This window comes from Streptomyces sp. NPDC002104 (genome assembly GCF_053593795.1).
The window spans coordinates 14,775-35,679 of sequence record NZ_JBSFDF010000004.1; the positions used below are offsets into that span (position 1 = coordinate 14,775).

The 20,905-nt window shown below is 70.4% G+C and carries 19 protein-coding genes; all 19 read left to right on the forward strand.

Annotation, left to right across the window (positions count from 1 at the left end; translation table 11 throughout):
* The first annotated feature begins 67 nt into the window (after nt 1–67).
* The 19 genes from nrtL (at nt 68) to ACWCP2_RS05005 (ending at nt 20,795) form a co-directional block, all read left to right on the forward strand.
* Nucleotides 68–1,093 carry an ArgS-related anticodon-binding protein NrtL gene (gene nrtL / locus ACWCP2_RS04915; RefSeq protein WP_450907175.1) on the forward strand — a complete coding sequence of 342 codons (1,026 nt, stop codon included), beginning with the start codon at nt 68–70 and terminating at the stop codon, nt 1,091–1,093.
* 72 nt (nt 1,094–1,165) lie between these two features.
* The gene (lysA, locus tag ACWCP2_RS04920; RefSeq protein ID WP_450907176.1) at nt 1,166–2,557 is read left to right on the forward strand and encodes a diaminopimelate decarboxylase; all 1,392 of its coding nucleotides are present in this window, start codon (nt 1,166–1,168) and stop codon (nt 2,555–2,557) included.
* A 161-nt stretch (nt 2,558–2,718) separates the two neighbouring features.
* Nucleotides 2,719–4,008 (forward strand): homoserine dehydrogenase, encoded by a 1,290-nt coding sequence (locus tag ACWCP2_RS04925; RefSeq protein ID WP_450907364.1) that lies wholly within the window; start codon nt 2,719–2,721, stop codon nt 4,006–4,008.
* A 6-nt stretch (nt 4,009–4,014) separates the two neighbouring features.
* Nucleotides 4,015–5,085 carry a threonine synthase gene (thrC, locus tag ACWCP2_RS04930; protein WP_450907177.1) on the forward strand — a complete coding sequence of 357 codons (1,071 nt, stop codon included), beginning with the start codon at nt 4,015–4,017 and terminating at the stop codon, nt 5,083–5,085.
* Between the two features lie 463 nt (nt 5,086–5,548).
* Nucleotides 5,549–6,475: a homoserine kinase gene (gene thrB, locus ACWCP2_RS04935; RefSeq protein WP_243336217.1), complete on the forward strand. Its 927-nt coding sequence runs from the start codon at nt 5,549–5,551 to the stop codon at nt 6,473–6,475.
* A 469-nt stretch (nt 6,476–6,944) separates the two neighbouring features.
* On the forward strand, nt 6,945–9,086 hold the full coding sequence (rho, locus tag ACWCP2_RS04940) for a transcription termination factor Rho (protein WP_450907178.1): 2,142 nt from the start codon (nt 6,945–6,947) through the stop codon (nt 9,084–9,086).
* Nucleotides 9,087–9,434: 348 nt separating this feature from the next.
* Nucleotides 9,435–10,538: an LCP family protein gene (locus ACWCP2_RS04945; RefSeq protein WP_450907179.1), complete on the forward strand. Its 1,104-nt coding sequence runs from the start codon at nt 9,435–9,437 to the stop codon at nt 10,536–10,538.
* 205 nt (nt 10,539–10,743) lie between these two features.
* Entirely contained in the window at nt 10,744–10,959 is a 216-nt protein-coding gene (gene rpmE / locus ACWCP2_RS04950) for a 50S ribosomal protein L31 (RefSeq protein WP_112448418.1), read from the forward strand.
* A 114-nt stretch (nt 10,960–11,073) separates the two neighbouring features.
* On the forward strand, nt 11,074–12,153 hold the full coding sequence (prfA, locus tag ACWCP2_RS04955) for a peptide chain release factor 1 (protein ID WP_266881142.1): 1,080 nt from the start codon (nt 11,074–11,076) through the stop codon (nt 12,151–12,153).
* Between the two features lie 77 nt (nt 12,154–12,230).
* Nucleotides 12,231–13,076 (forward strand): peptide chain release factor N(5)-glutamine methyltransferase, encoded by an 846-nt coding sequence (gene prmC / locus ACWCP2_RS04960; protein ID WP_384663405.1) that lies wholly within the window; start codon nt 12,231–12,233, stop codon nt 13,074–13,076.
* Nucleotides 13,077–13,149: 73 nt separating this feature from the next.
* Entirely contained in the window at nt 13,150–13,797 is a 648-nt protein-coding gene (locus ACWCP2_RS04965; protein ID WP_327304518.1) for an L-threonylcarbamoyladenylate synthase, read from the forward strand.
* Nucleotides 13,794–14,426 carry an arsenate reductase/protein-tyrosine-phosphatase family protein gene (locus tag ACWCP2_RS04970; protein ID WP_266881145.1) on the forward strand — a complete coding sequence of 211 codons (633 nt, stop codon included), beginning with the start codon at nt 13,794–13,796 and terminating at the stop codon, nt 14,424–14,426. The genes ACWCP2_RS04965 and ACWCP2_RS04970 overlap by 4 nt, the downstream gene beginning before the upstream one ends.
* A gap of 226 nt (nt 14,427–14,652) precedes the next feature.
* A complete protein-coding gene (locus tag ACWCP2_RS04975) occupies nt 14,653–15,885 on the forward strand; it encodes a serine hydroxymethyltransferase (protein ID WP_450907180.1) in 1,233 nt (410 codons plus the stop codon).
* Nucleotides 15,886–15,989: 104 nt separating this feature from the next.
* On the forward strand, nt 15,990–17,324 hold the full coding sequence (locus ACWCP2_RS04980; protein WP_450907365.1) for an MraY family glycosyltransferase: 1,335 nt from the start codon (nt 15,990–15,992) through the stop codon (nt 17,322–17,324).
* Between the two features lie 275 nt (nt 17,325–17,599).
* The gene (locus ACWCP2_RS04985; protein WP_450907181.1) at nt 17,600–18,037 is read left to right on the forward strand and encodes a hypothetical protein; all 438 of its coding nucleotides are present in this window, start codon (nt 17,600–17,602) and stop codon (nt 18,035–18,037) included.
* A gap of 210 nt (nt 18,038–18,247) precedes the next feature.
* Nucleotides 18,248–19,084: a F0F1 ATP synthase subunit A gene (gene atpB, locus ACWCP2_RS04990; protein ID WP_450907366.1), complete on the forward strand. Its 837-nt coding sequence runs from the start codon at nt 18,248–18,250 to the stop codon at nt 19,082–19,084.
* An 82-nt stretch (nt 19,085–19,166) separates the two neighbouring features.
* Nucleotides 19,167–19,400, forward strand: a complete 234-nt coding sequence (gene atpE / locus ACWCP2_RS04995) for an ATP synthase F0 subunit C (protein ID WP_007266589.1) — start codon at nt 19,167–19,169, stop codon at nt 19,398–19,400.
* Between the two features lie 43 nt (nt 19,401–19,443).
* Entirely contained in the window at nt 19,444–19,983 is a 540-nt protein-coding gene (locus ACWCP2_RS05000) for a F0F1 ATP synthase subunit B (protein WP_450907182.1), read from the forward strand.
* Nucleotides 19,980–20,795: a F0F1 ATP synthase subunit delta gene (locus tag ACWCP2_RS05005; RefSeq protein WP_450907183.1), complete on the forward strand. Its 816-nt coding sequence runs from the start codon at nt 19,980–19,982 to the stop codon at nt 20,793–20,795. Before ACWCP2_RS05000 ends, ACWCP2_RS05005 begins: the two co-directional genes overlap by 4 nt.
* Nucleotides 20,796–20,905: the final 110 nt, after the last annotated feature.

A 20,905-nucleotide genomic window follows, 5' to 3' on the forward strand; every position in this document is an offset into this window, starting at 1 on the left:
CGCAGGCCGTATTTCACATGGCGAAACCCTTCGCGTGACGTGGGGGCTTCTCCCCTAGGCTGGTCACGTGACCACCCCCGTCGACCTTTCCCGTTCCGTCGTGCGCGCCCTGCGCAGCGCCGTCGCGGACGGGGGGCTGCCCGCCGGTGTGGTCGTGCCCGAGCGGGTCGTCGTCGAGCGGACCCGGCCCGGCGGTGTGGGGGACTACGCCTCGCCCGTCGCGTTCGGGGTGGGGAAAGGGGCCGGACTCGCGCCCCGTGCGGTGGCCGAGGTGCTGGCTCCGCGGCTGGCCGGGCTGCCCGGGATCGCGAGCGTGGAGATCACCGGCGCCGGGTTCCTGAACTTCGTACTCGCCGAGCGGGACGTGGGGGAGTACGTACGGAGAATTCGGGAAAGCGGGGCGGCCTACGGCTTCCGGCCGGGGGAGGTTTACGGGGAGCCTGACCCTGGGTTGGCCGACCGGTTCGCCGACCGGTTCGCCGACGTGCCCGGCGGGATGCTGCGCGAGCGTGTCGTGCACGCCGCCGTGCGGCGGATCGGACGGAGTCAGGGGCAGGTCTCGGATGTTGGTGCCGGGCTGACGGGTGTTGCCCCCGTGGCCCGGCGGGACGGGGACGTCCTCGCCCGGTACGGGGCCGACGCCGCCGTCTGGGCGATGCTGTCCGTGCCCGGGCCCGAGACCCCGGTGTTTCCCGCGTCGCTGCTCGTCCAGGACGAGTCGAGCGAGTTCTTCCGGGTGCGCTACGCCCACGCCCGGGCGCGGGCGCTCACGCGCAATGCCCGGCAGCTCGGGTTCCGGAGCGAGCCCGGGGAGCCGGGAGAGGTGCCCGGCTCCGCCGCGCTCTTCGCGGCCCTGCTCGACCAGCCCCTCGTACTCGAAGCCGCCGCGCACCACCGTGCGCCCGAGCGGCTCGTACGGCAGCTCGTCGTGCTGGCCGACGCCCTGCTCGACTTCCAGTACCACGTCCTGCCCCAGGGGGACGAGAAACCCTCGGCCGCCCACCGTGCCCGGCTGGCCCTCGCCGAAGCCGCCGGGACGGTGCTGGCCGGCGGCCTGGCCCTGCTCGGCGTAGACGCGCCCGACCACCTGTGATGCCTGCGATACGTATGTGATCCGATGTGATTCGCGTGCGATCCGGATGATTTGCGAAGAGAGAATGCTGAGATGAGCCGTTCCGCACACCCCGCAGGGCCCCGCCACGCCGACGTCCTGCCCGAGGGCCACTACTCCCCGCCGGCCGCCGACCTCAACGTGCTCGACGAGAAGGTCTGGGCACGGACGGTCGGCCGCAACGCCGAGGGGGTCGTCACCGTCGGCGGGATCGAAGTGACCCGTCTCGCCGAGGAGTTCGGGACCCCCGCCTACTTCCTCGACGAGGAGGACTTCCGGGCGCGCTGCCGCGCCTGGGCGCACGCCTTCGGGCCGGACGCCGACGTCTTCTACGCCGGCAAGGCGTTCCTCTCCAAGGCCGTCGTGAAGTGGCTCCGGGAAGAGGGGCTCAACCTCGACGTCTGCTCCGGCGGGGAGCTCGCCACCGCGCTCGCCGCCGGGATGCCGGCCGCCCGGATCGCCTTCCACGGCAACAACAAGTCGACGAGCGAGATCACCCGCGCCATCGAGGCCGGCGTCGGCCGGATCGTGCTCGACTCCTTCCAGGAGATCGCCCGCGTCGCGCACATCGCCCGCGAGCTCGGCGTGCGCCAGCCCGTGCAGATCCGCGTCACCGTGGGCGTGGAGGCGCACACCCACGAGTTCATCGCCACCGCGCACGAGGACCAGAAGTTCGGGATCGCCGTCGCCGACGGATCGGCCGCCGAGGCCGTACGGCGCGCGCTGGGGCACGACAGCCTGGAGCTGCTCGGCGTCCACTCCCACATCGGCTCGCAGATCTTCGACATGGCCGGCTTCGAGGTCTCCGCCAAGCGCGTGGTGCGGCTGCTGGCCGCCGTGCGCGACGAGCACGGGGTCGAGCTGCCCGAGATCGACCTCGGCGGCGGACTGGGCATCGCCTACACCTCCGCCGACGACCCGCGCGAGCCGCACGAGATCGCCAAGGCCCTGCACGAGATCGTCGCCCGCGAGTGCGAGGCGTCCGGCCTGCGTGCCCCGCGGATCTCCGTGGAACCCGGACGGGCGATCGTCGGCCCGACCGCCTTCACCCTGTACGAGGTGGGCACGGTCAAGCCGCTGGAGGGCCTGCGGACCTACGTCTCCGTCGACGGCGGGATGTCCGACAACATCCGGACGGCCCTCTACGACGCCGAGTACTCGGTCAGCCTCGTCTCCCGTACCTCCGACGCCGAGCCCATGCTCGTGCGCGTCGTGGGCAAGCACTGCGAGAGCGGCGACATCGTGGTCAAGGACGCGTTCCTGCCCGCCGACATCGCCCCCGGGGACCTCCTCGCGGTCCCGGCGACCGGCGCGTACTGCCGTTCCATGGCGAGCAACTACAACCACGTGCTCCGCCCGCCGGTCGTCGCCGTGCGGGACGGAGAGGCGCGCGTGATCGTCCGCCGGGAGACGGAGGAAGATCTCCTGCGCCTCGACGTCGGCTGATGCGCATTCTTCTGGGGGACACCCCCCGGACCTCGGAATAGGTGTCTCACTCAATGGACCGAGGGTGGAAACTGTTGTCCATTGAGTGAGACTGGTTCACACCTGGGGTGCAAACCGCGCAACAGGTACTGCTGTGAAGATCGAAAGGCGTAGGTCGAATGATGCGTACGCGTCCGCTGAAGGTGGCGCTGCTGGGCTGTGGAGTGGTCGGCTCGGAAGTTGCCCGCATCATGACGACGCACGCCGACGACCTGACGGCCAGGATCGGCGCACCCGTCGAGCTCGCGGGCGTCGCCGTGCGCCGCCCCTCCAAGGTGCGCGAGGGCATCGACCCGGACCTGGTCACCACCGATGCGACCGCGCTGCTCAAACGCGGTGACATCGACGTGGCGATCGAGGTCATCGGCGGCATCGAGCCGGCCCGCGCCCTGATCACCACCGCCTTCGAGCACGGCATCTCGGTCGTCTCGGCGAACAAGGCGCTGCTCGCCCAGGACGGCGCCGCGCTGCACGCCGCCGCCGAGGCCGCCGGGCTGGACCTGTACTACGAGGCCGCCGTCGCCGGCGCCATCCCGCTGGTCCGTCCGCTGCGCGAGTCCCTCGCCGGCGACAAGATCAACCGGGTGATGGGCATCGTCAACGGCACGACGAACTTCATCCTCGACAAGATGGACTCCACCGGCGCCGGGTACCAGGAGGCCCTCGACGAGGCCACCGCCCTCGGGTACGCCGAGGCCGACCCCACGGCCGACGTGGAGGGCTACGACGCCGCCGCCAAGGCCGCGATCCTGGCCGGCATCGCCTTCCACACCCGGGTCCGCCTCGACGACGTCTACCGCGAGGGCATGACCGAGGTCAGCTCCGCCGACTTCGCGTCCGCCAAGCGCATGGGCTGCACCATCAAGCTCCTCGCCATCCTGGAGCGCGCCGCCGACGGCGAGTCCGTCACCGCCCGCGTCCACCCGGCGATGATCCCGCTGACCCACCCGCTCGCGTCCGTCCGCGAGGCGTACAACGCCGTCTTCGTCGAGGCGGAGGCCGCCGGGCGGCTCATGTTCTACGGGCCCGGCGCGGGCGGTGCACCGACCGCGTCGGCGGTACTCGGCGACCTCGTCGCCGTCTGCCGCAACAAGCTCGCCGAGGCAAAGGGGCCGGGCGAGTCGGCATACACCCAGCTGCCGGTCAGCCCCATGGGGGATGTCGTCACCCGCTACCACATCAGCCTCGATGTGGCGGACAAGCCGGGCGTCCTCGCCCAGGTGGCGACCACCTTCGCGGAGCACGGTGTCTCCATCGACACCGTCCGCCAGCAGGGAAAGGACGGCGAGGCCTCCCTCGTCGTCGTCACTCACCGTGCGCCCGACGCCGCCCTCTCCGGGACCGTCGAGGCGCTACGGAAGCTGGACACCGTCCGCGGTGTGGCCAGCATCATGCGTGTTGAAGGGGAGTAAGGACCCATGAGCAGCAATCGCACCCACCAGTGGCGCGGCATCATCGAGGAGTACCGGGACCGCCTGCCGGTCACGGCCGCGACTCCGGTGGTCACGCTCCGCGAGGGCGGCACTCCCCTCGTCCCCGCCCAGGTGCTCTCCGAGCGCACCGGCTGCGAGGTACACCTCAAGGTCGAGGGGGCCAACCCCACGGGGTCCTTCAAGGACCGCGGCATGACCATGGCGATCACCAAGGCCAAGGAGGACGGCGCCAAGGCCGTCATCTGCGCCTCCACGGGCAACACCTCGGCCTCCGCCGCCGCCTACGCGGTGCGCGCCGGGATGGTCTGCGCCGTCCTCGTGCCCCGCGGCAAGATCGCTCTGGGCAAGATGGGCCAGGCGCTCGTGCACGGCGCCAAGATCCTTCAGGTCGACGGCAACTTCGACGACTGCCTGGACCTGGCCCGCGCGCTGTCCGACAACTACCCGGTGGCGCTGGTCAATTCCGTCAACCCGGTACGCATCGAGGGCCAGAAGACGGCCGCGTTCGAGATCGTGGACGCGCTCGGCGACGCCCCCGACATCCACGTGCTGCCCGTCGGCAACGCCGGCAACATCACCGCGTACTGGAAGGGCTTCAAGGAGTACAAGGCCGATGGCCTGGCCTCCCGTACGCCCCGCGTGTGGGGTTTCCAGGCTTCCGGCTCCGCGCCGATCGTGCGCGGCGAGGTCGTCAAGGAGCCGCACACCATCGCCACCGCGATCCGCATCGGCAACCCGGCCTCGTGGGACTACGCCCTGCAGGCGCGGGACGAGTCGGGCGGCTTCATCGACGAGGTGACGGACCGCCAGATCCTGGCCGCCTACCGCCTGTTGGCCGCGCAGGAGGGCGTCTTCGTCGAGCCCGCCTCGGCCGCGTCCGTGGCCGGTCTGCTCAAGGCCGCCGAGCTCGGTCTGGTCGACCCCGGCCAGAAGATCGTGTGCACCGTCACCGGCAACGGCCTGAAGGACCCCGACTGGGCCGTCGCCGGCGCTCCGCAGCCGATCACCATTCCGGTCGACGCCGAGGCCGCCGCGATCCGCCTCGGTCTCGCCTGATCCGATCCGGGAAGCACCGCGGGGACGGCAGTGACCGCAGGACCCGCAGTGCAGTAGCAACCGCAGAACCGCAGTGACCGCAGAACCGCAGGACCCGCAGTGCAGCAGTAACCGCAGTACCGCAGGACCCGCAGTAACCGAGTCGCCGGATTCCGGAAGTCTTTCGAAGGCTGAGGAATCCGGCAACTCGGGCCCGTACGGCACAAAAGGCCACGGAAACCCCGCAGATGTCCCGGTGGAAACCCGACACGTCCGGGGGGAGCCCGCGACACGCATCGTGCGCCTGCTGTGCGCCCTATGTCGGAGAAGAACCTTCCTTCGATAGGCTGTACTTACATCCGCCGCCGCGCATATGACCGCGGTGCTGCCCACAGGGCCTTCGGGTGTCGTACGTTCTCCAGTACATTCACAGCGAGCCAGCGAAGATCCCGTCTCGCACAGTCACAAGGAGTGTCATCGGAAGATGGCCGGTCCCGCCTTCCGCGCCGCCGCCGTACGGGTGCGCGTTCCCGCCAGCAGTGCCAACCTCGGCCCGGGCTTCGACGCCTTCGGGCTGGCCTTGGGGCTCTACGACGACGTCGTCGTACGCGTGGCCGATTCCGGCCTGAACATCGACATCGCGGGCGAAGGTGCCGACACCCTTCCCCGGGACGAGAGCCACCTCCTCGTGCGTTCCATGCGCACCGCCTTCGACCTGCTGGGCGGCCAGCCGCGCGGCCTCGAAGTCGTCTGCGCCAACCGCATCCCGCACGGCCGCGGCCTCGGGTCCTCCTCCGCCGCCATCTGCGCGGGCATCGTGGCCGCCCGAGCCGTGACCATAGGCGGAGAGGCCAAGCTCGACGACACGGCGCTGCTGGAGCTCGCCACCGAGATCGAGGGCCACCCCGACAACGTCGCCGCCTGTCTGCTCGGCGGCTTCACCCTCGCGTGGATGGACGGCGGCAGCGCCAAGGCGATCCGCATGGAGCCCGCCGATTCCATCGTTCCGGTGGTCTTCGTGCCCTCCAAGCCCGTCCTGACCGAGACCGCGCGCGGCCTGCTGCCGCGCACCGTCCCGCACGTGGACGCGGCCGTCAACGCGGGCCGCGCGGGTCTGCTCGTGGAGGCCCTGACCAGGCGTCCCGAGTTCCTGCTGCCGGCCACCGAGGACCGTCTCCACCAGGAGTACCGGTCCCCGGCGATGCCCGAGAGCGTGGCGCTCGTGGCCCGGCTGCGGGCGGACGGCATCCCCGCGGTGATCTCCGGCGCGGGCCCCACGGTCCTCGCGCTGGTCGACAACGGTGCGGCCGACAAGGTCGCACGGCTCGCGGGCGAGGGGTGGGCGGCCAACCGGCTGGCACTCGACGCAGCGGGCGCGAGCGTACTTCCGCTGGGAACCCAGGGCGGCTGATCCGCGCAATGCAGGACACAGCCGGCCGGGGGCGGGCGGCCAGGGCAGGCCGCCCGCGCGGAGCCCGTGCGAACTTGCGCGGATGGGCTCTATAGCCGGTGATGGAGAGGGGGAATGTCTGTTGGATCCGGTAGTGTTAGTCTCAAGTGCGCATCCGAAGCCGCCATGGCTTGGTGCTCAGTGTCCCTATCAGGGACCACCTTTCTTCCGGGAGCCTCCCCGACTGCTTTGATCGCTGCCAGCAGTTTCGGGCACGCTCCGGAATCGGCGTGACATTCCCACGCTTCCAGCTCGGGGGCTTCTCGCCGGAACCACCCACGCACATGCACGTTTCTCTCCGCCGTATCTCTATCGGCGGACCACCGCCCCGGCCGCAGTCCACGCCTCACCAGGTCACGGACTGTTGTCGGACAGCACAACCGGTCGCCGAGCCAGACAGGCCGACGTCCGCTCCAGGGAAGGACCCTTCGTGAGCGACACCACCGATCTGATGGGCGCTGCCGACACCAACGTCGACACCAGTGCCCCCGCCGAGGGCGCCGCGCCGACCAAGCGCCGCCGCTCCGGCACCGGCCTTGACGGCATGGTCCTGGCCGAGCTCCAGCAGGTCGCGTCGGGCCTCGGCATCAGGGGCACCGCGCGGATGCGCAAGGGCCAGCTGATCGAGGTCATCAAGGAGGCGCAGGCGGGAAGCAGCGCCCCCAAGGCCGCGGCCTCCGCGCCGGCCGCCGCGTCCGCCGACAGTGGCGAGACCAAGCCGAAGCGCCGCGCCACCAGCAAGGCCCGTACGGGCGAGGCCGTCGCCGAGGCGCCCGCCGAGAAGACCGCCACGCAGGCCCAGATCGACATCCCGGGCCAGCCCGCCAGCGAGGACGCGCCGGTCGGCGAGCGCCGCCGCCGGCGTGCCACCGCCCCCTCCGGCAGCCCCGAGGGTTCGGCCCCCGCCGCCGCCGTGCAGGTGGAGCAGAAGCCCGAGACCACCGCTCCGGCCGTACAGGCCGAGGCGAAGGCCGAGGCCGCCACCGCTCCCGCCGCCCAGCCCGCACAGGGCCAGGAAGGCGAGGGCCGCGGCCGCCGCGACCGCCGCGAGCGGGGCAACGACCGCGCCGACGGCCGCCGCGAGCGCCGTGAGCGCGGCGCCAAGGCCGACGACCAGGGCCAGGGCGCCCAGGGTCAGGGCCAGGCCGGTCAGGGTGGCCAGGGCCAGAACCAGGGCCAGAACCAGGGCCAGGGTCAGCAGGGCGGCCGTCAGGACCGGACCGACCGTCAGGACCGCCAGCAGGGCGGCCGCGGCCAGGGTCAGGGCCAGGGCCAGCAGGGCGGCCGTCAGGACCGGGACCGTCAGGACAACGGCCCCCAGGACGACTTCGACGAGGACGGCCGCCGCGGCCGGCGCGGCCGCTACCGCGACCGCCGTGGCCGTCGCGGCCGCGACGAGTTCGCTCCGGTCGAGACCCCGGTCGCCGACGACGACGTCCTGATCCCCGTCGCGGGCATCCTGGACATCCTCGACAACTACGCGTTCATCCGGACCTCGGGCTACCTGCCCGGCCCGAACGACGTGTACGTCTCCCTCGCCCAGGTCCGCAAGGCCGGTCTGCGCAAGGGCGACCACACCACCGGCGCCGTCCGCCAGCCCAAGGACGGCGAGCGCCGCGAGAAGTTCAACGCGCTCGTGCGCCTGGACTCCGTCAACGGCATGGCGCCCGAATCCGGCCGCGGCCGACCGGAGTTCCAGAAGCTGACCCCCCTGTACCCGCAGGACCGGCTCCGCCTGGAGACCGACCCGGGCGTGCTGACCACCCGCATCATCGACCTCGTGTCGCCGATCGGTAAGGGCCAGCGCGGTCTGATCGTGGCCCCGCCGAAGACCGGCAAGACCATGATCATGCAGGCGATCGCCAACGCGATCACGGTCAACAACCCCGAGTGCCACCTGATGGTCGTCCTGGTCGACGAGCGTCCGGAAGAGGTCACCGACATGCAGCGGTCGGTGAAGGGCGAGGTCATCTCCTCGACCTTCGACCGCCCGGCCGAGGACCACACCACCGTCGCCGAGCTGGCCATCGAGCGCGCCAAGCGTCTCGTCGAGCTCGGTCACGACGTGGTCGTCCTGCTGGACTCCATCACCCGCCTGGGACGCGCGTACAACCTCGCGGCCCCCGCCTCCGGCCGCATCCTGTCCGGTGGTGTCGACTCGACCGCGCTCTACCCGCCGAAGCGCTTCTTCGGTGCCGCGCGCAACATCGAGGACGGCGGCTCGCTGACCATCCTGGCCACCGCGCTGGTCGACACCGGCTCGCGCATGGACGAGGTGATCTTCGAGGAGTTCAAGGGCACCGGCAACATGGAGCTCAAGCTCGACCGGAAGCTCGCCGACAAGCGCATCTTCCCGGCCGTGGACGTGGACCCCTCGGGCACCCGCAAGGAGGAGATCCTCCTCAACAGCGAGGAGCTCGCCATCGTCTGGAAGCTGCGCCGGGTGCTGCACGCGCTCGACTCGCAGCAGGCCATCGAGCTGCTCCTCGACAAGATGAAGCAGACGAAGTCGAACGCCGAGTTCCTCATGCAGATCGCGAAGACGACCCCGTCGGGCAAGAACGACGACTGACGTCTCCCCGGAGCACCACCTGCGTGACCACGACCGCCCCCGCCGCCTCCGCGACGGGGGCGGTCGCGTCGTAGGCGGGTCCGAGCGGTCTACGGGGCTTCGTGCGCGGGTGCGACCTTTGCCACACTCCGTACCCCGCCTGGCGCCGGGCGCCGCCCCCGCGCACACGGCGGAAACCGCAGGCGGGCGCGGGGGCACGGGGTGTGCGCCCCGGCCGTGCGCGGGCTCCGTACGGGGCCGGACGCACACGGGGCCCACAGGCGGCCGTGGAACCCTGGGGGACGTCCGGCCGTCTCTGTCAGAGGGGACCGGGGGAACCGGGCCGCACACAGACGGGCAGAGGAGAGCATGAGCCAGGACAACAGGGGCCGCGGCCGCAGGGCCCGCGCGGGCCGACGCCGACGGAAGCCGGCCCCGCGCCGCAGAGCCGTCGCCATCGCCGCGTGGACCGCCGCCGGCGTGGTCCTCCTGGGCGGGGCCGGGCTCGGCTACTTCTATGTCAAGTTCAACGGCAACCTCAAGACGGTCGACATCGACGCCGCCCTCGGCGCGGACCGCCCGCAGGACGTGGACAACGGCTCGATGGACATCCTCGTCCTGGGCTCCGACTCCCGCGGCGGCGCCAACGGGGAGTACGGCCAGGACGACGGCGGCTCCGCACGCTCCGACACGGCGATGATCGTCCATCTCAACGAGGGCCACTCCAAGGCCACCGTCGTCTCGATACCCCGCGACACCCTCGTGACCCGCCCCTCCTGCAAGCTGCCGGGCGGCAAGAGCGACCCGGGCGGCCCGCGCAAGATGTTCAACGAGTCCTTCACCGTCGGCGGGGCCGCCTGCGCGGTCGCGACCGTGGAGAAGATGTCGGGGATCCGCATGGACCACTACCTCGAAGTCGACTTCACGGGCTTCAAGAAGATCATCGACAAGCTCGGCGGCGTCGAGGTGACGACCACCAAGCCGATCAAGGACGACTACAGCCACCTGAACCTGCCCGCCGGGACCAACAGGCTGAGCGGGGAGCAGGCCCTCGGCCTCGTCCGTACCCGCCACGGCGTCGGCGACGGCGGCGACCTGGGCCGAATACAGCTCCAGCAGGCCTTCATCAAGGCGCTGATCAAGCAGGTCGAGAGCATCGGCGTCTTCGACAACCCGAAGAAGCTGCTCGACGTGGCCGACACCGCCACCAAGGCGATCACCACGGACAAGGCGCTCGGCGACGTGAAGTCACTCATGGGCTTCGCCCAGGGCCTGGAGGGCATCAGCCCCGAGAACATGCAGATGATCACCCTGCCGGTGGCCGGTGACACCCGTGACCCCAACCGGGTCGTGCCGCTCACCAAGGAGTCGAAGATGGTCTGGGAGGCCCTGCTGGCCGACCGGCAGGTCCCCGCCGAGGCCACCGCGAACTCGGCCGGCGACAAGGGCACCGCCGGTACGGTCGTCCGGTAGCCGGGCCCGGCCACCGGCCCGAACCGCCGGGTCGGACGGGTTCGGCCGGGCCGCGGAATAGATGGGCACCCCCTGCCGTTGAGGGAGGCGTCCTCAGAATTTTGACAGGCAGCCCGGTCCTGGCAGACTGGTCTGTCGGCCCCGGTTCACGCAGCGCGCAATTCGGCTCCTGCGACCCGGCGCCCTCCCGAATCTAGGAGACACCTTGAAGCGCGATGTTCACCCCCAGTACGTCGAGACCCAGGTCAGCTGCACCTGTGGCGCGTCGTTCACCACCCGTAGCACCCTGACCGAGGGCTCCATCCGAGCCGAGGTCTGCTCCGAGTGCCACCCGTTCTACACGGGCAAGCAGAAGATCCTCGACACCGGTGGCCGCGTGGCCCGCTTCGAGGCCCGCTTCGGCAAGGCTGCACAGAAGTAGCGAGCCTCAGGCGCCGGGATCCGGCTGCACCCTGTTCGCACGGGGGCAGCCGGACCGGCGCCTTTCTCGTCCCGCAGCCCTTTTCTTCACATTCACCATCTTCAGGAGCCCCCGATGTTCGAGGCGGTCGAGGAACTGATCGGCGAGCACGCCGATCTTGAGAAGAAGCTCGCCGACCCTTCGGTCCACTCGGATCAGGCCAACGCGCGCAAGCTGAACAAGCGCTACGCGGAGCTGACCCCGATCGTCGCGACCTTCCGTGCCTGGAAGCAGTCCGCCGAGGACATCGAGACGGCGAAGGAGTTCGCGGCCGACGACCCGGACTTCGTGGCCGAGGTCAAGGAACTGACCGCACAGCGCGAAGAGCTCACCGAGAAGCTCCGCCTGCTGCTCGTTCCGCGCGACCCCAGCGACGACAAGGACGTGCTCCTCGAGGTCAAGGCGGGTGCGGGCGGCGACGAGTCGGCCCTGTTCGCCGGCGACCTGCTGCGCATGTACCTGCGCTACGCCGAGCGCGTGGGCTGGAAGACCGAGATCATCGACGCCACCGAGTCCGAGCTCGGCGGCTACAAGGACGTCCAGGTCTCCGTCCGCACCAAGGGCGGCAACGGGGCCACCGAGCCCGGCCAGGGCGTCTGGGCCCGCCTGAAGTACGAGGGCGGCGTGCACCGCGTCCAGCGCGTGCCGGCCACCGAGTCCCAGGGCCGCATCCACACCTCCGCCGCCGGCGTGCTCGTCACCCCGGAAGCCGAGGAGGTGGAGGTCGAGGTCAACATGAACGACCTGCGCATCGACGTGTACCGCTCCTCGGGCCCCGGCGGCCAGTCCGTCAACACCACCGACTCGGCCGTGCGCATCACGCACATCCCGACCGGTGTGGTCGCCTCCTGCCAGAACGAGAAGAGCCAGCTCCAGAACAAGGAGCAGGCGATGCGCATCCTGCGCTCGCGCCTGCTGGCCGCCGCCCAGGAAGCCGCCGAGCAGGAGGCCTCCGACGTGCGCCGCAGCCAGGTGCGCTCCGTGGACCGCTCCGAGAAGATCCGTACGTACAACTATCCGGAAAACCGGATCTCGGACCACCGGACGGGCTTCAAGGCGTACAACTTGGACCAGGTGCTCGACGGAGACCTCGACCCGGTCATCCAGGCCTGCGTCGACACGGACTCCGCCGCGAAGCTCGCGTCCGCGCACTGAGCCGTCCCGCAGGATCCCGCTCCACCCCCGCAGGACCCCGCACCACCCCCCGTACGACAGCAGCCCGGAGGACCAGCGTGAACTTGCTGCTTGCCGAGGTGGCCCAGGCCACCCAGCGGCTGGCCGCCGCCGGCGTGCCCTCACCGCGTTTCGACGCGGAGGAGCTCGCGGCCTTCGTGCACGGCGTCAAGCGGGGGGAACTCCACCACGTCAAGGACGCGGACTTCGACGCCCGGTACTGGGAGGCCGTCGCCCGCCGCGAGGCACGCGAGCCGCTCCAGCACATCACCGGCCGCGCCTTCTTCCGCTACCTGGAGCTCCAGGTCGGACCCGGGGTCTTCGTACCCCGGCCCGAGACCGAGTCCGTCGTGGACTGGGCCATACAGGCCGTCCGGGCCATGGACGTGGTCGAACCGCTGATCGTGGACCTCTGCACCGGCTCCGGCGCCATCGCGCTCGCCATGGCGCAGGAGGTGCCGCGCTCGCGCGTGCACGCGGTGGAGCTGTCCGAGGACGCCCTGCGGTGGACCCGTAAGAACGCCGAGGGCTCCCGGGTCACCGTCCACCAGGGCAACGCGCTCAGCGCCCTGCCCGAGCTGGACGGACAGGTCGACCTGGTCATCTCCAACCCGCCGTACATCCCGCTCACCGAGTGGGAGTACGTGGCCCCCGAGGCCCGCGACCACGACCCCGAGATGGCGCTGTTCTCCGGCGAGGACGGCCTCGACACCATCCGCGGCATCGAGCGCACCGCCCACCGCCTGCTGCGTCCCGGCGGCATCGTCGTCATCGAGCACGCCGACACCCAGGGCGGACAGGTCCCGTGGATCTTCGCCGAGGAGCGGGGCTGGGCCGACGCCGCCGACCACCCCGACCTCAACAACCGCCCGCGCTTCGCGACCGCCCGCAAGGCCATGCCGTGACCGGCACCGCCCTGACCGGCGCGGTCGGCGCGCGCGTTCCCGCCACCCCCCTGCTGCACGAGGAGGCCCGCTGATGGCCCGGCGATACGACTGCAACGACGCGACGGACCGCAAGACGGGCCTGCGCGAAGCCGCCTCCGCCGTACGCCGCGGCGAGCTCGTCGTGCTGCCCACCGACACCCTGTACGGGATCGGCGCGGACGCCTTCAGCGCCGAGGCCGTCGGTGACCTGCTCGCCGCCAAGGGGCGCGGCCGCAACATGCCCACCCCGGTCCTCATCGGCTCCCCGAACACTCTGCACGGCCTGGTCACCGACTTCTCCGAGCAGGCGTGGGAGCTCGTCGACGCCTTCTGGCCGGGCGCGCTGACCCTCGTCGCCAAGCACCAGCCCTCGCTGGCGTGGGACCTGGGCGAGACCGGCGGCACCGTGGCCGTACGCATGCCCCTGCACCCCGTCGCGATCGAGCTGCTCACCGAGGTCGGCCCGATGGCGGTGTCCTCGGCGAACCTGACCGGACACCCGGCCCCGGAGGACTGCGACGCGGCCCGCGAGATGCTCGGCGACTCCGTGTCCGTGTACCTGGACGGCGGGCCCACCCCGGGTATGCAGCCCTCGTCGATCGTCGACGTCACCGGAAAGGTTCCCGTCCTGCTGCGCGCGGGGGCACTGACCGCCGAGCAGCTGCGCGAGGTCGTACCCGACCTCGAGGTGGCCCCGTGAGCCCTGAGGGGCGTGGCATAGCCGGGGACAGCACCTTCCGCATACTCCACGTCAGCACCGGCAACGTGTGCCGCTCGCCCATCACCGAGCGGCTCACGCGGCACGCGCTGTCCCACCGGCTGGGCGGCCCCGTCACCGGCGACCTGATCGTGGAGAGCGCGGGGACGTGGGGCCACGAGGGCGCGCCCATGGAGGCCAACGCGGCCGCCGTGCTGGCCGACTTCGGCGCGGACGCCTCCGGATTCACCGGCCGGGAACTCCTGGACGAGCACGTCATACGGGCGGACCTGGTCCTGACCGCCACCCGCGACCACCGCGCCCAGGTGATCTCGATGGGGCACTCGGCGGGGCTGCGCACCTTCACCCTGAAGGAGTTCACCCGGCTGGTGCGGGCGATAGACCCGGCGACGCTGCCGCCGCTGGAGGACGGGATGGTGGAGCGGGCCCGTGCGCTGGTCCGGGCCGCCGCCGCGCTGCGGGGCTGGCTGCTGGCGCCGTCCCCCGACGCCGATGAGGTGTACGACCCGTACGGGGCGCCGATCACCTTCTTCCGCTCGATCGGCGACGAGATCAACCAGGCGCTGGACCCCGTGGTCACGGCCCTGACGGGCGTCACGGCTTCCCGCTGAGGCGGCGGTGCCGGGTGCGGTCGCCCTGCGGGGCTGTCCCCCACCCGCCGTTCCCCGGGCTGCGCCCGGCCCCCCTGGGGCTCCGCCCCAGACCCCGGTCCTCAAACGCCGGACGGCTGACATGCCCACACGCCGGCGAGGCTGGACCGGCGCCGCAGGGCGGGATGCGCGGGCCCGGCCTACAGTGGCTGGTACCCGGTATGCGGTACCCCCCTGGAGTCGCGCCATGAGCGTCATCACCGAGCCGATGGACCTGCTGCGGCAGCAGGATCCGCAGATGGCCGACGTACTCGCCGGAGAGGCGCAGCGCCAGGCCGGTTCCTTGCAGCTGATCGCCGCCGAGAACTTCACCTCGCCCGCCGTGCTCACCGCACTCGGATCGCCGCTCGCCAACAAGTACGCCGAGGGGTACCCCGGCGCCCGCCACCACGGCGGCTGCGAGTACGCCGACCTCGCCGAGCGGATCGCCGTCGAGCGGGCCCGCGCCCTCTTCGGCGCCGAGCACGCGAACGTGCAGCCGCACTCCGGATCCGCCGCCGTGCTCGCCGCCTACGCCGCGCTGCTGCGGCCCGGGGACACCGTTCTGGCCATGGCGCTCACCTCCGGGGGACACCTCACCCACGGGTCTCCCGCCAATTTCTCCGGGCGCTGGTTCCACTTCGTCGGGTACGGAGTGGACGCCGCGACCGGGCTCGTCGACTACGCCGCGGTGCAGCGGCTCGCGCACGAGCACCGGCCCAAGGCCATCGTGTGCGGGTCGATCTCCTATCCGCGGCACCCCGAGTACTCCGTGTTCCGGGAGATCGCCGACGAGGTCGGGGCCTTCCTGATCGCCGACGCCGCCCACCCCATCGGACTCGTGGCCGGCGGGGCCGCGCCCAGCCCGGTTCCGTACGCGGACATCGTCGTGGCCACCACGCACAAGGTGCTCCGCGGTCCGCGCGGCGGGATGATCCTGTGCGGGGCCGAGTTCGCGGAGCGGATCGACCGGGCGGTGTTCCCCTTCACGCAGGGCGGCCCGCAGATGCACACCATCGCCGCCAAGGCCGTGGCCTTCGGCGAGGCGGCCGGGCCCGCCTTCACCTCCTACGCGCACCGGGTCGTCGCCAACGGCCGCGCCCTGGCCGACGCGCTCGCCGCCCGCGGGTTCGCGATCACCACCGGCGGGACCGACACCCACCTGATCACCGCCGACCCCGCACCGCTGGGCCTCGACGGCGCGGGCGCCCGGGGCAGGCTGGCCGCCGCCGGCATCGTGCTGGACACGTGCGCCCTTCCGTACGGTGACCAGCGCGGCATCCGCCTCGGTACCGCGGCGGTGACCACGCAGGGCATGGGGGAGGCGGAGATGGGCAGGATCGCCGAGCTGTTCACGGCCGCGCTGAGCGGCGGGGAACCCGCGAAGCTCCGTAGGGACGTCAACGAGCTGGTGGTCAGTTTTCCGCCGTATGGGGTTTAAGCGGGGCAAGTACGACGTACCGCAACCGGGATAGCGCCCCTGCGCGTCCCCGACAGTGAGTACATCGCAGCTAGTGTGTGGGGCTGAGATGGCCGGCGATACATCTGGGGCAGCCCGTGCGTGAATATCTGCTGACGCTTTGCGTCACGGTCGCGGTGACTTATCTACTCACCGGGCCCGTGCGGAAGTTCGCGATCGCCGTGGGCGCGATGCCCGAGATCCGCGCCCGCGACGTGCACCGCGAGCCCACGCCACGGCTCGGCGGCATCGCGATGTTCGGCGGCCTGTGCGCCGGCCTGCTCGTCGCGGACCATCTGCAGAACCTCAACGGGGTCTTCGAGCTGTCGAACGAGCCGCGGGCGCTGCTCTCCGGGGCGGCCCTGATCTGGCTGGTCGGCGTACTGGACGACAAGTTCGAGCTCGACGCCCTGATCAAGCTCGGCGCGCAGATGATCTCCGCCGGCGTGATGTGCATGCAGGGCCTGACCATCCTGTGGATCCCGATCCCGGGCATCGGGACGGTCTCCCTCACCCCCTGGCAGGGCAACCTGCTCACCGTGGCCCTCGTCGTGATCACCATCAACGCGGTGAACTTCGTGGACGGCCTCGACGGCCTCGCCGCCGGCATGGTCTGCATCGCGACCTGCGCGTTCTTCCTCTACGCGTACCGGATCTGGTTCGGCTACGGCATCGAGGCGGCCGCGCCCGCGACCCTCTTCGCCGCCATCCTGATGGGCATGTGCCTCGGCTTCCTGCCGCACAACATGCATCCCGCCCGGATCTTCATGGGCGACTCCGGCTCGATGCTGATCGGCCTGGTGCTGGCCGCCGCCGCCATCTCCGTCACCGGGCAGGTGGACCCGGACGCGATGGCGCTGTTCGTGGGCGGTGAGCGCAATGCGACCCACGCGATGCTGCCGGTCTTCATCCCGCTGATCCTGCCGCTCACGATCATCGCGATTCCGATGACGGACCTGGTCCTGGCCATCGTGCGACGCACCTGGAAGGGCCAGTCGCCTTTCGCCGCGGACCGCGGACACCTGCACCACCGGCTGCTGGAACTCGGTCATTCGCACAGCCGGGCCGTGCTCATCATGTATTTCTGGTCAGGATTGATCGCCTTCGGCACCGTGGCGTATTCGGTGCATTCGGCCTCGATGTGGATCGTGCTGGCGATCTCAGCACTGAGCGCCGTGGGCCTGCTGCTGCTCCTGCTGCCGCGCTTCACCCCGAGGGCCCCGCGCTGGGCGGAGCGACTGGTCCCGCCGCGCTACCGGCACGCCGAACGGGCCGCCGAGGCGGCCCTGCAGGACGATTCCGCGGCGGAGCCGGAACCGGCCCGGCCGATCGCGGCGGGAGTGTCCGGCGTCAACGGCGCGACTGCCATTGGCCCCCGTTCGCGCTTCCCCGACCGGCGTAAGGCCGGATCCTCGCGCTGACGTCCCGCACGCATGTCGGACATGAACGCCCTTTACCAGACAACCCACTTGCGTGTCGCGCACACACGCGCAGGGTCACTCTCATGTGTGACAGTCCGCACACCCTCCGAGTAAAGCTCTCATCAAATACTTTGTGATACCGTTCACTAAACCCGGCGACAGAGCCGAAGGACCGTAGTGCGACGGTCCATTGGCCCGAGGTTCCCTCTCGGACCGGGCTTACGCTCGTCCTGTACGAGTCCCAGTGCCCCCACCACCACGCGGAGCAAACCGCCATGCGGTCAGATGACGTCCGATCCCTCCTGCAATCCGCCGTTCCCACGGCTGTCGCCGGCGCTCTCGCCGCCGTCATCAGTGGGATCGTCGCCGGTGGCAAGGGGGCCGTGGGCGCCGTGGTCGCGACCGTGGTGGTGATGCTGTTCATGGGCATCGGATTCCTCGTACTGCAGCGCACGGCGAAATCACTGCCGCACTTGTTCCAGGCCATGGGGCTGATGCTCTACACGGTCCAGATCCTGTTGCTCTTCGTCTTTCTCGCCGTGTTCAAGAACACGACCCTGTTCAACCCCCGGGCCTTCGCCATCACGCTCGTCGCCACCACCCTGGTGTGGATCGGCGCACAGGCGCGTGCTCATATGAAGGCCAAGATCCTCTACGTCGAACCTGACTCGACGAAGGGCGACAAGCCCGGAAATTCGGGCCAGAAGCCGTGAGGGGTAGGGGCGGAATAAGCACGCGTTCGGGATGCTGCTATCGTCCGGTTTCAACTGTGGCAATGCTGGCGCGGGCATCTGAGCTGACGCCTGTCCCATCGCGAGGCTCGATGCCCGAACGCCGCCACCACATCCGTTACACCAGTCCAGTGCCGAACAGCGGCTGTCCGCCGCGCCGACACAACGAGGTTGCCGTACCTATGCGCCACGCTGAAGGAGCCCGCGGTGAGTGCTGACCCGACGACGGTGCTCGCCTTCGAGACCGATTGCCACATCTTCGACGGTTGTGGATTCCCGGCTCCCGGCCTGCACTCGTTCCTGTTCGAGCCGATCTTCGGGGACGGTGACAGCAACGCGTACTTCAACAAGACGATGCTGCTCGCCCTGCTCGGCACGGTCGTCATCGTCGCCTTCTTCTGGGCCGCCTTCCGCAAGCCGAAGGTCGTCCCGGGCAAGCTGCAGATGGTGGCGGAGGCCGGCTACGACTTCGTGCGCCGCGGCATCGTCTACGAGACGCTTGGCAAGAAGGAGGGCGAGAAGTACGTCCCCCTGATGGTCTCGCTGTTCTTCTTCGTCTGGGTCCTGAACCTCTGGTCGATCATTCCGCTCGCCCAGTTCCCGGTGACGTCGATCATCTCGTACCCGGCCGCGCTCGCCGCGATCGTCTACGTGATCTGGATGAGCGTGACGTTCAAGCGTCACGGCTTCGTCGGCGGCTTCAAGAACCTGACCGGCTACGACAAGTCGCTCGGCCCGGTTCTCCCGCTGGTCATGCTCATCGAGTTCTTCTCGAACGTGCTGGTCCGCCCGTTCACCCACGCGGTCCGACTGTTCGCGAACATGTTCGCCGGTCACACCCTGCTGCTGCTGTTCACCATCGCCAGCTGGTACCTGCTGAACGGCATCGGCATCGCCTACGCCGGCGTCTCGTTCGTGATGGTCATCGTGATGACCGCCTTCGAGCTCTTCATCCAGGCTGTCCAGGCGTACGTCTTCGTCCTCCTGGCCTGCAGCTTCCTGCAGGGCGCGCTCGCCGAGCACCACTGAGCCAGGCCCGCCCCCGCTCAGCCCCCCCGATTCGTCCGGTGGCGAACCCCCACCGGTCCGTGAAAGAGAAGGAAGAACTGGCATGTCCCAGACCCTTGCCGCCGTCACCGGCTCCCTCAGCTCCGTTGGTTACGGTCTCGCGGCCATCGGCCCCGGCGTCGGCGTCGGCATCATCTTCGGTAACGGCACCCAGGCCCTTGCCCGTCAGCCCGAGGCTGCCGGCCTGATCCGCGCCAACCAGATCCTCGGCTTCGCCTTCTGTGAGGCGCTCGCCCTGATCGGTCTGGTCATGCCGTTCGTTTACCCGAGCTCCTGATCTTCGGTCTCGACGAACAGCCCATTAGACGAAAGGCACTGATGTGAACCTCCTGGTTCTCGCGGCTGAGGTGGAAAACCCCCTCATCCCGCCGATCCCCGAGCTCGTCATCGGTCTGATCGCCTTCGTCATCGTCTTCGGTTTCCTCGCGAAGAAGCTCCTCCCGAACATCAACAAGGTTCTGGACGAGCGTCGCGAGGCCATCGAGGGCGGTATCGAGAAGGCTGAGGCCGCTCAGACCGAGGCTCAGAGCGTTCTGGAGCAGTACAAGGCCCAGCTCGCCGAAGCCCGGCACGAGGCCGCGCGCCTGCGCCAGGATGCGCTGGAGCAGGGCACTGCGCTCAAGGAAGAACTCCGCGCAGAGGGCCAGCGGCAGCGTGAGGAGATCATCGCTGCCGGTCACGCCCAGATCGAGGCCGACCGCAAGGCCGCCTCTTCTGCGCTCCGACAGGACGTGGGCAAGCTCGCCACCGACCTGGCCGGAAAGCTTGTCGGCGAGTCCCTCGAGGACCACGCCCGGCAGAGCCGCACGATCGACCGCTTCCTCAGCGAGCTCGAGGAGAAGGCCGAGGCCGCCCGATGAACGGAGCGAGCCGCGACGCGCTGGCCACCGCCCGCGAGCGTCTCGACGCGCTGACGGACAACACGTCCGTCGACGCGGCGAAGCTCGCCGGCGAGCTGGCGGCCGTCACCGCGCTGCTCGACCGTGAGGTCTCGCTGCGTCGGGTCATCACGGACCCGGCGCAGTCCGGCGAGGCCAAGGCCGAGCTGGCCGGCCGTCTGCTCGGCGGCCAGGTGGGCGGGGAAACCCTCGACCTGGTGTCCGGCATGGTCCGGTCGCGCTGGTCGCAGTCCCGTGACCTGGTGGACTCGCTCGAGGTCCTGGCGGCCACCGCCGACCTCACCGCGGCCCAGCAGAGCGGTGGCCTCGACGACGTCGAGGACGAGCTGTTCCGGTTCGGCCGGATCGTCACCTCGAACACCGAGCTGCGCGCAGCACTGACCGACCGGTCGGCGACCGCCGCCGCCAAGAGCCAGCTGCTGCGCAGCCTGCTCGGCGGCAAGGCGAACGCCGTCACCGAGCGGCTGGTCACGCGTCTCGTCACGCACCCGCGTGGACGTAGCCTGGAAGCGGGCCTCGAGTCCCTTTCGAAGGTCGCCGCCGAGCGTCGTGGCCGCATGGTCGCCACCGTGACCACCGCGGTTCCGCTCAGCGACGTCCAGAAGCAGCGTCTCGGCGCGGTGCTGGCCAAGCTGTACGGCCGCCCGATGCACCTGAACCTCGACGTGGACCCCACGGTCCTCGGCGGGATCTCGGTGCGGGTCGGCGACGAGGTCATCGACGGCACCATCGCGGACCGCATCGCCGAGGCGTCGCGCCGCATGGCCGGCTGACCAGCCACACATTAGAAAAAAGCATTCCTAGCGGCCCGGTTGGGCCGTGCAGAACTTGCAGAAGATTCCTGGGGGTCGCCCCCAGACCCCTAAGAAGCTTCAGGCCCAAC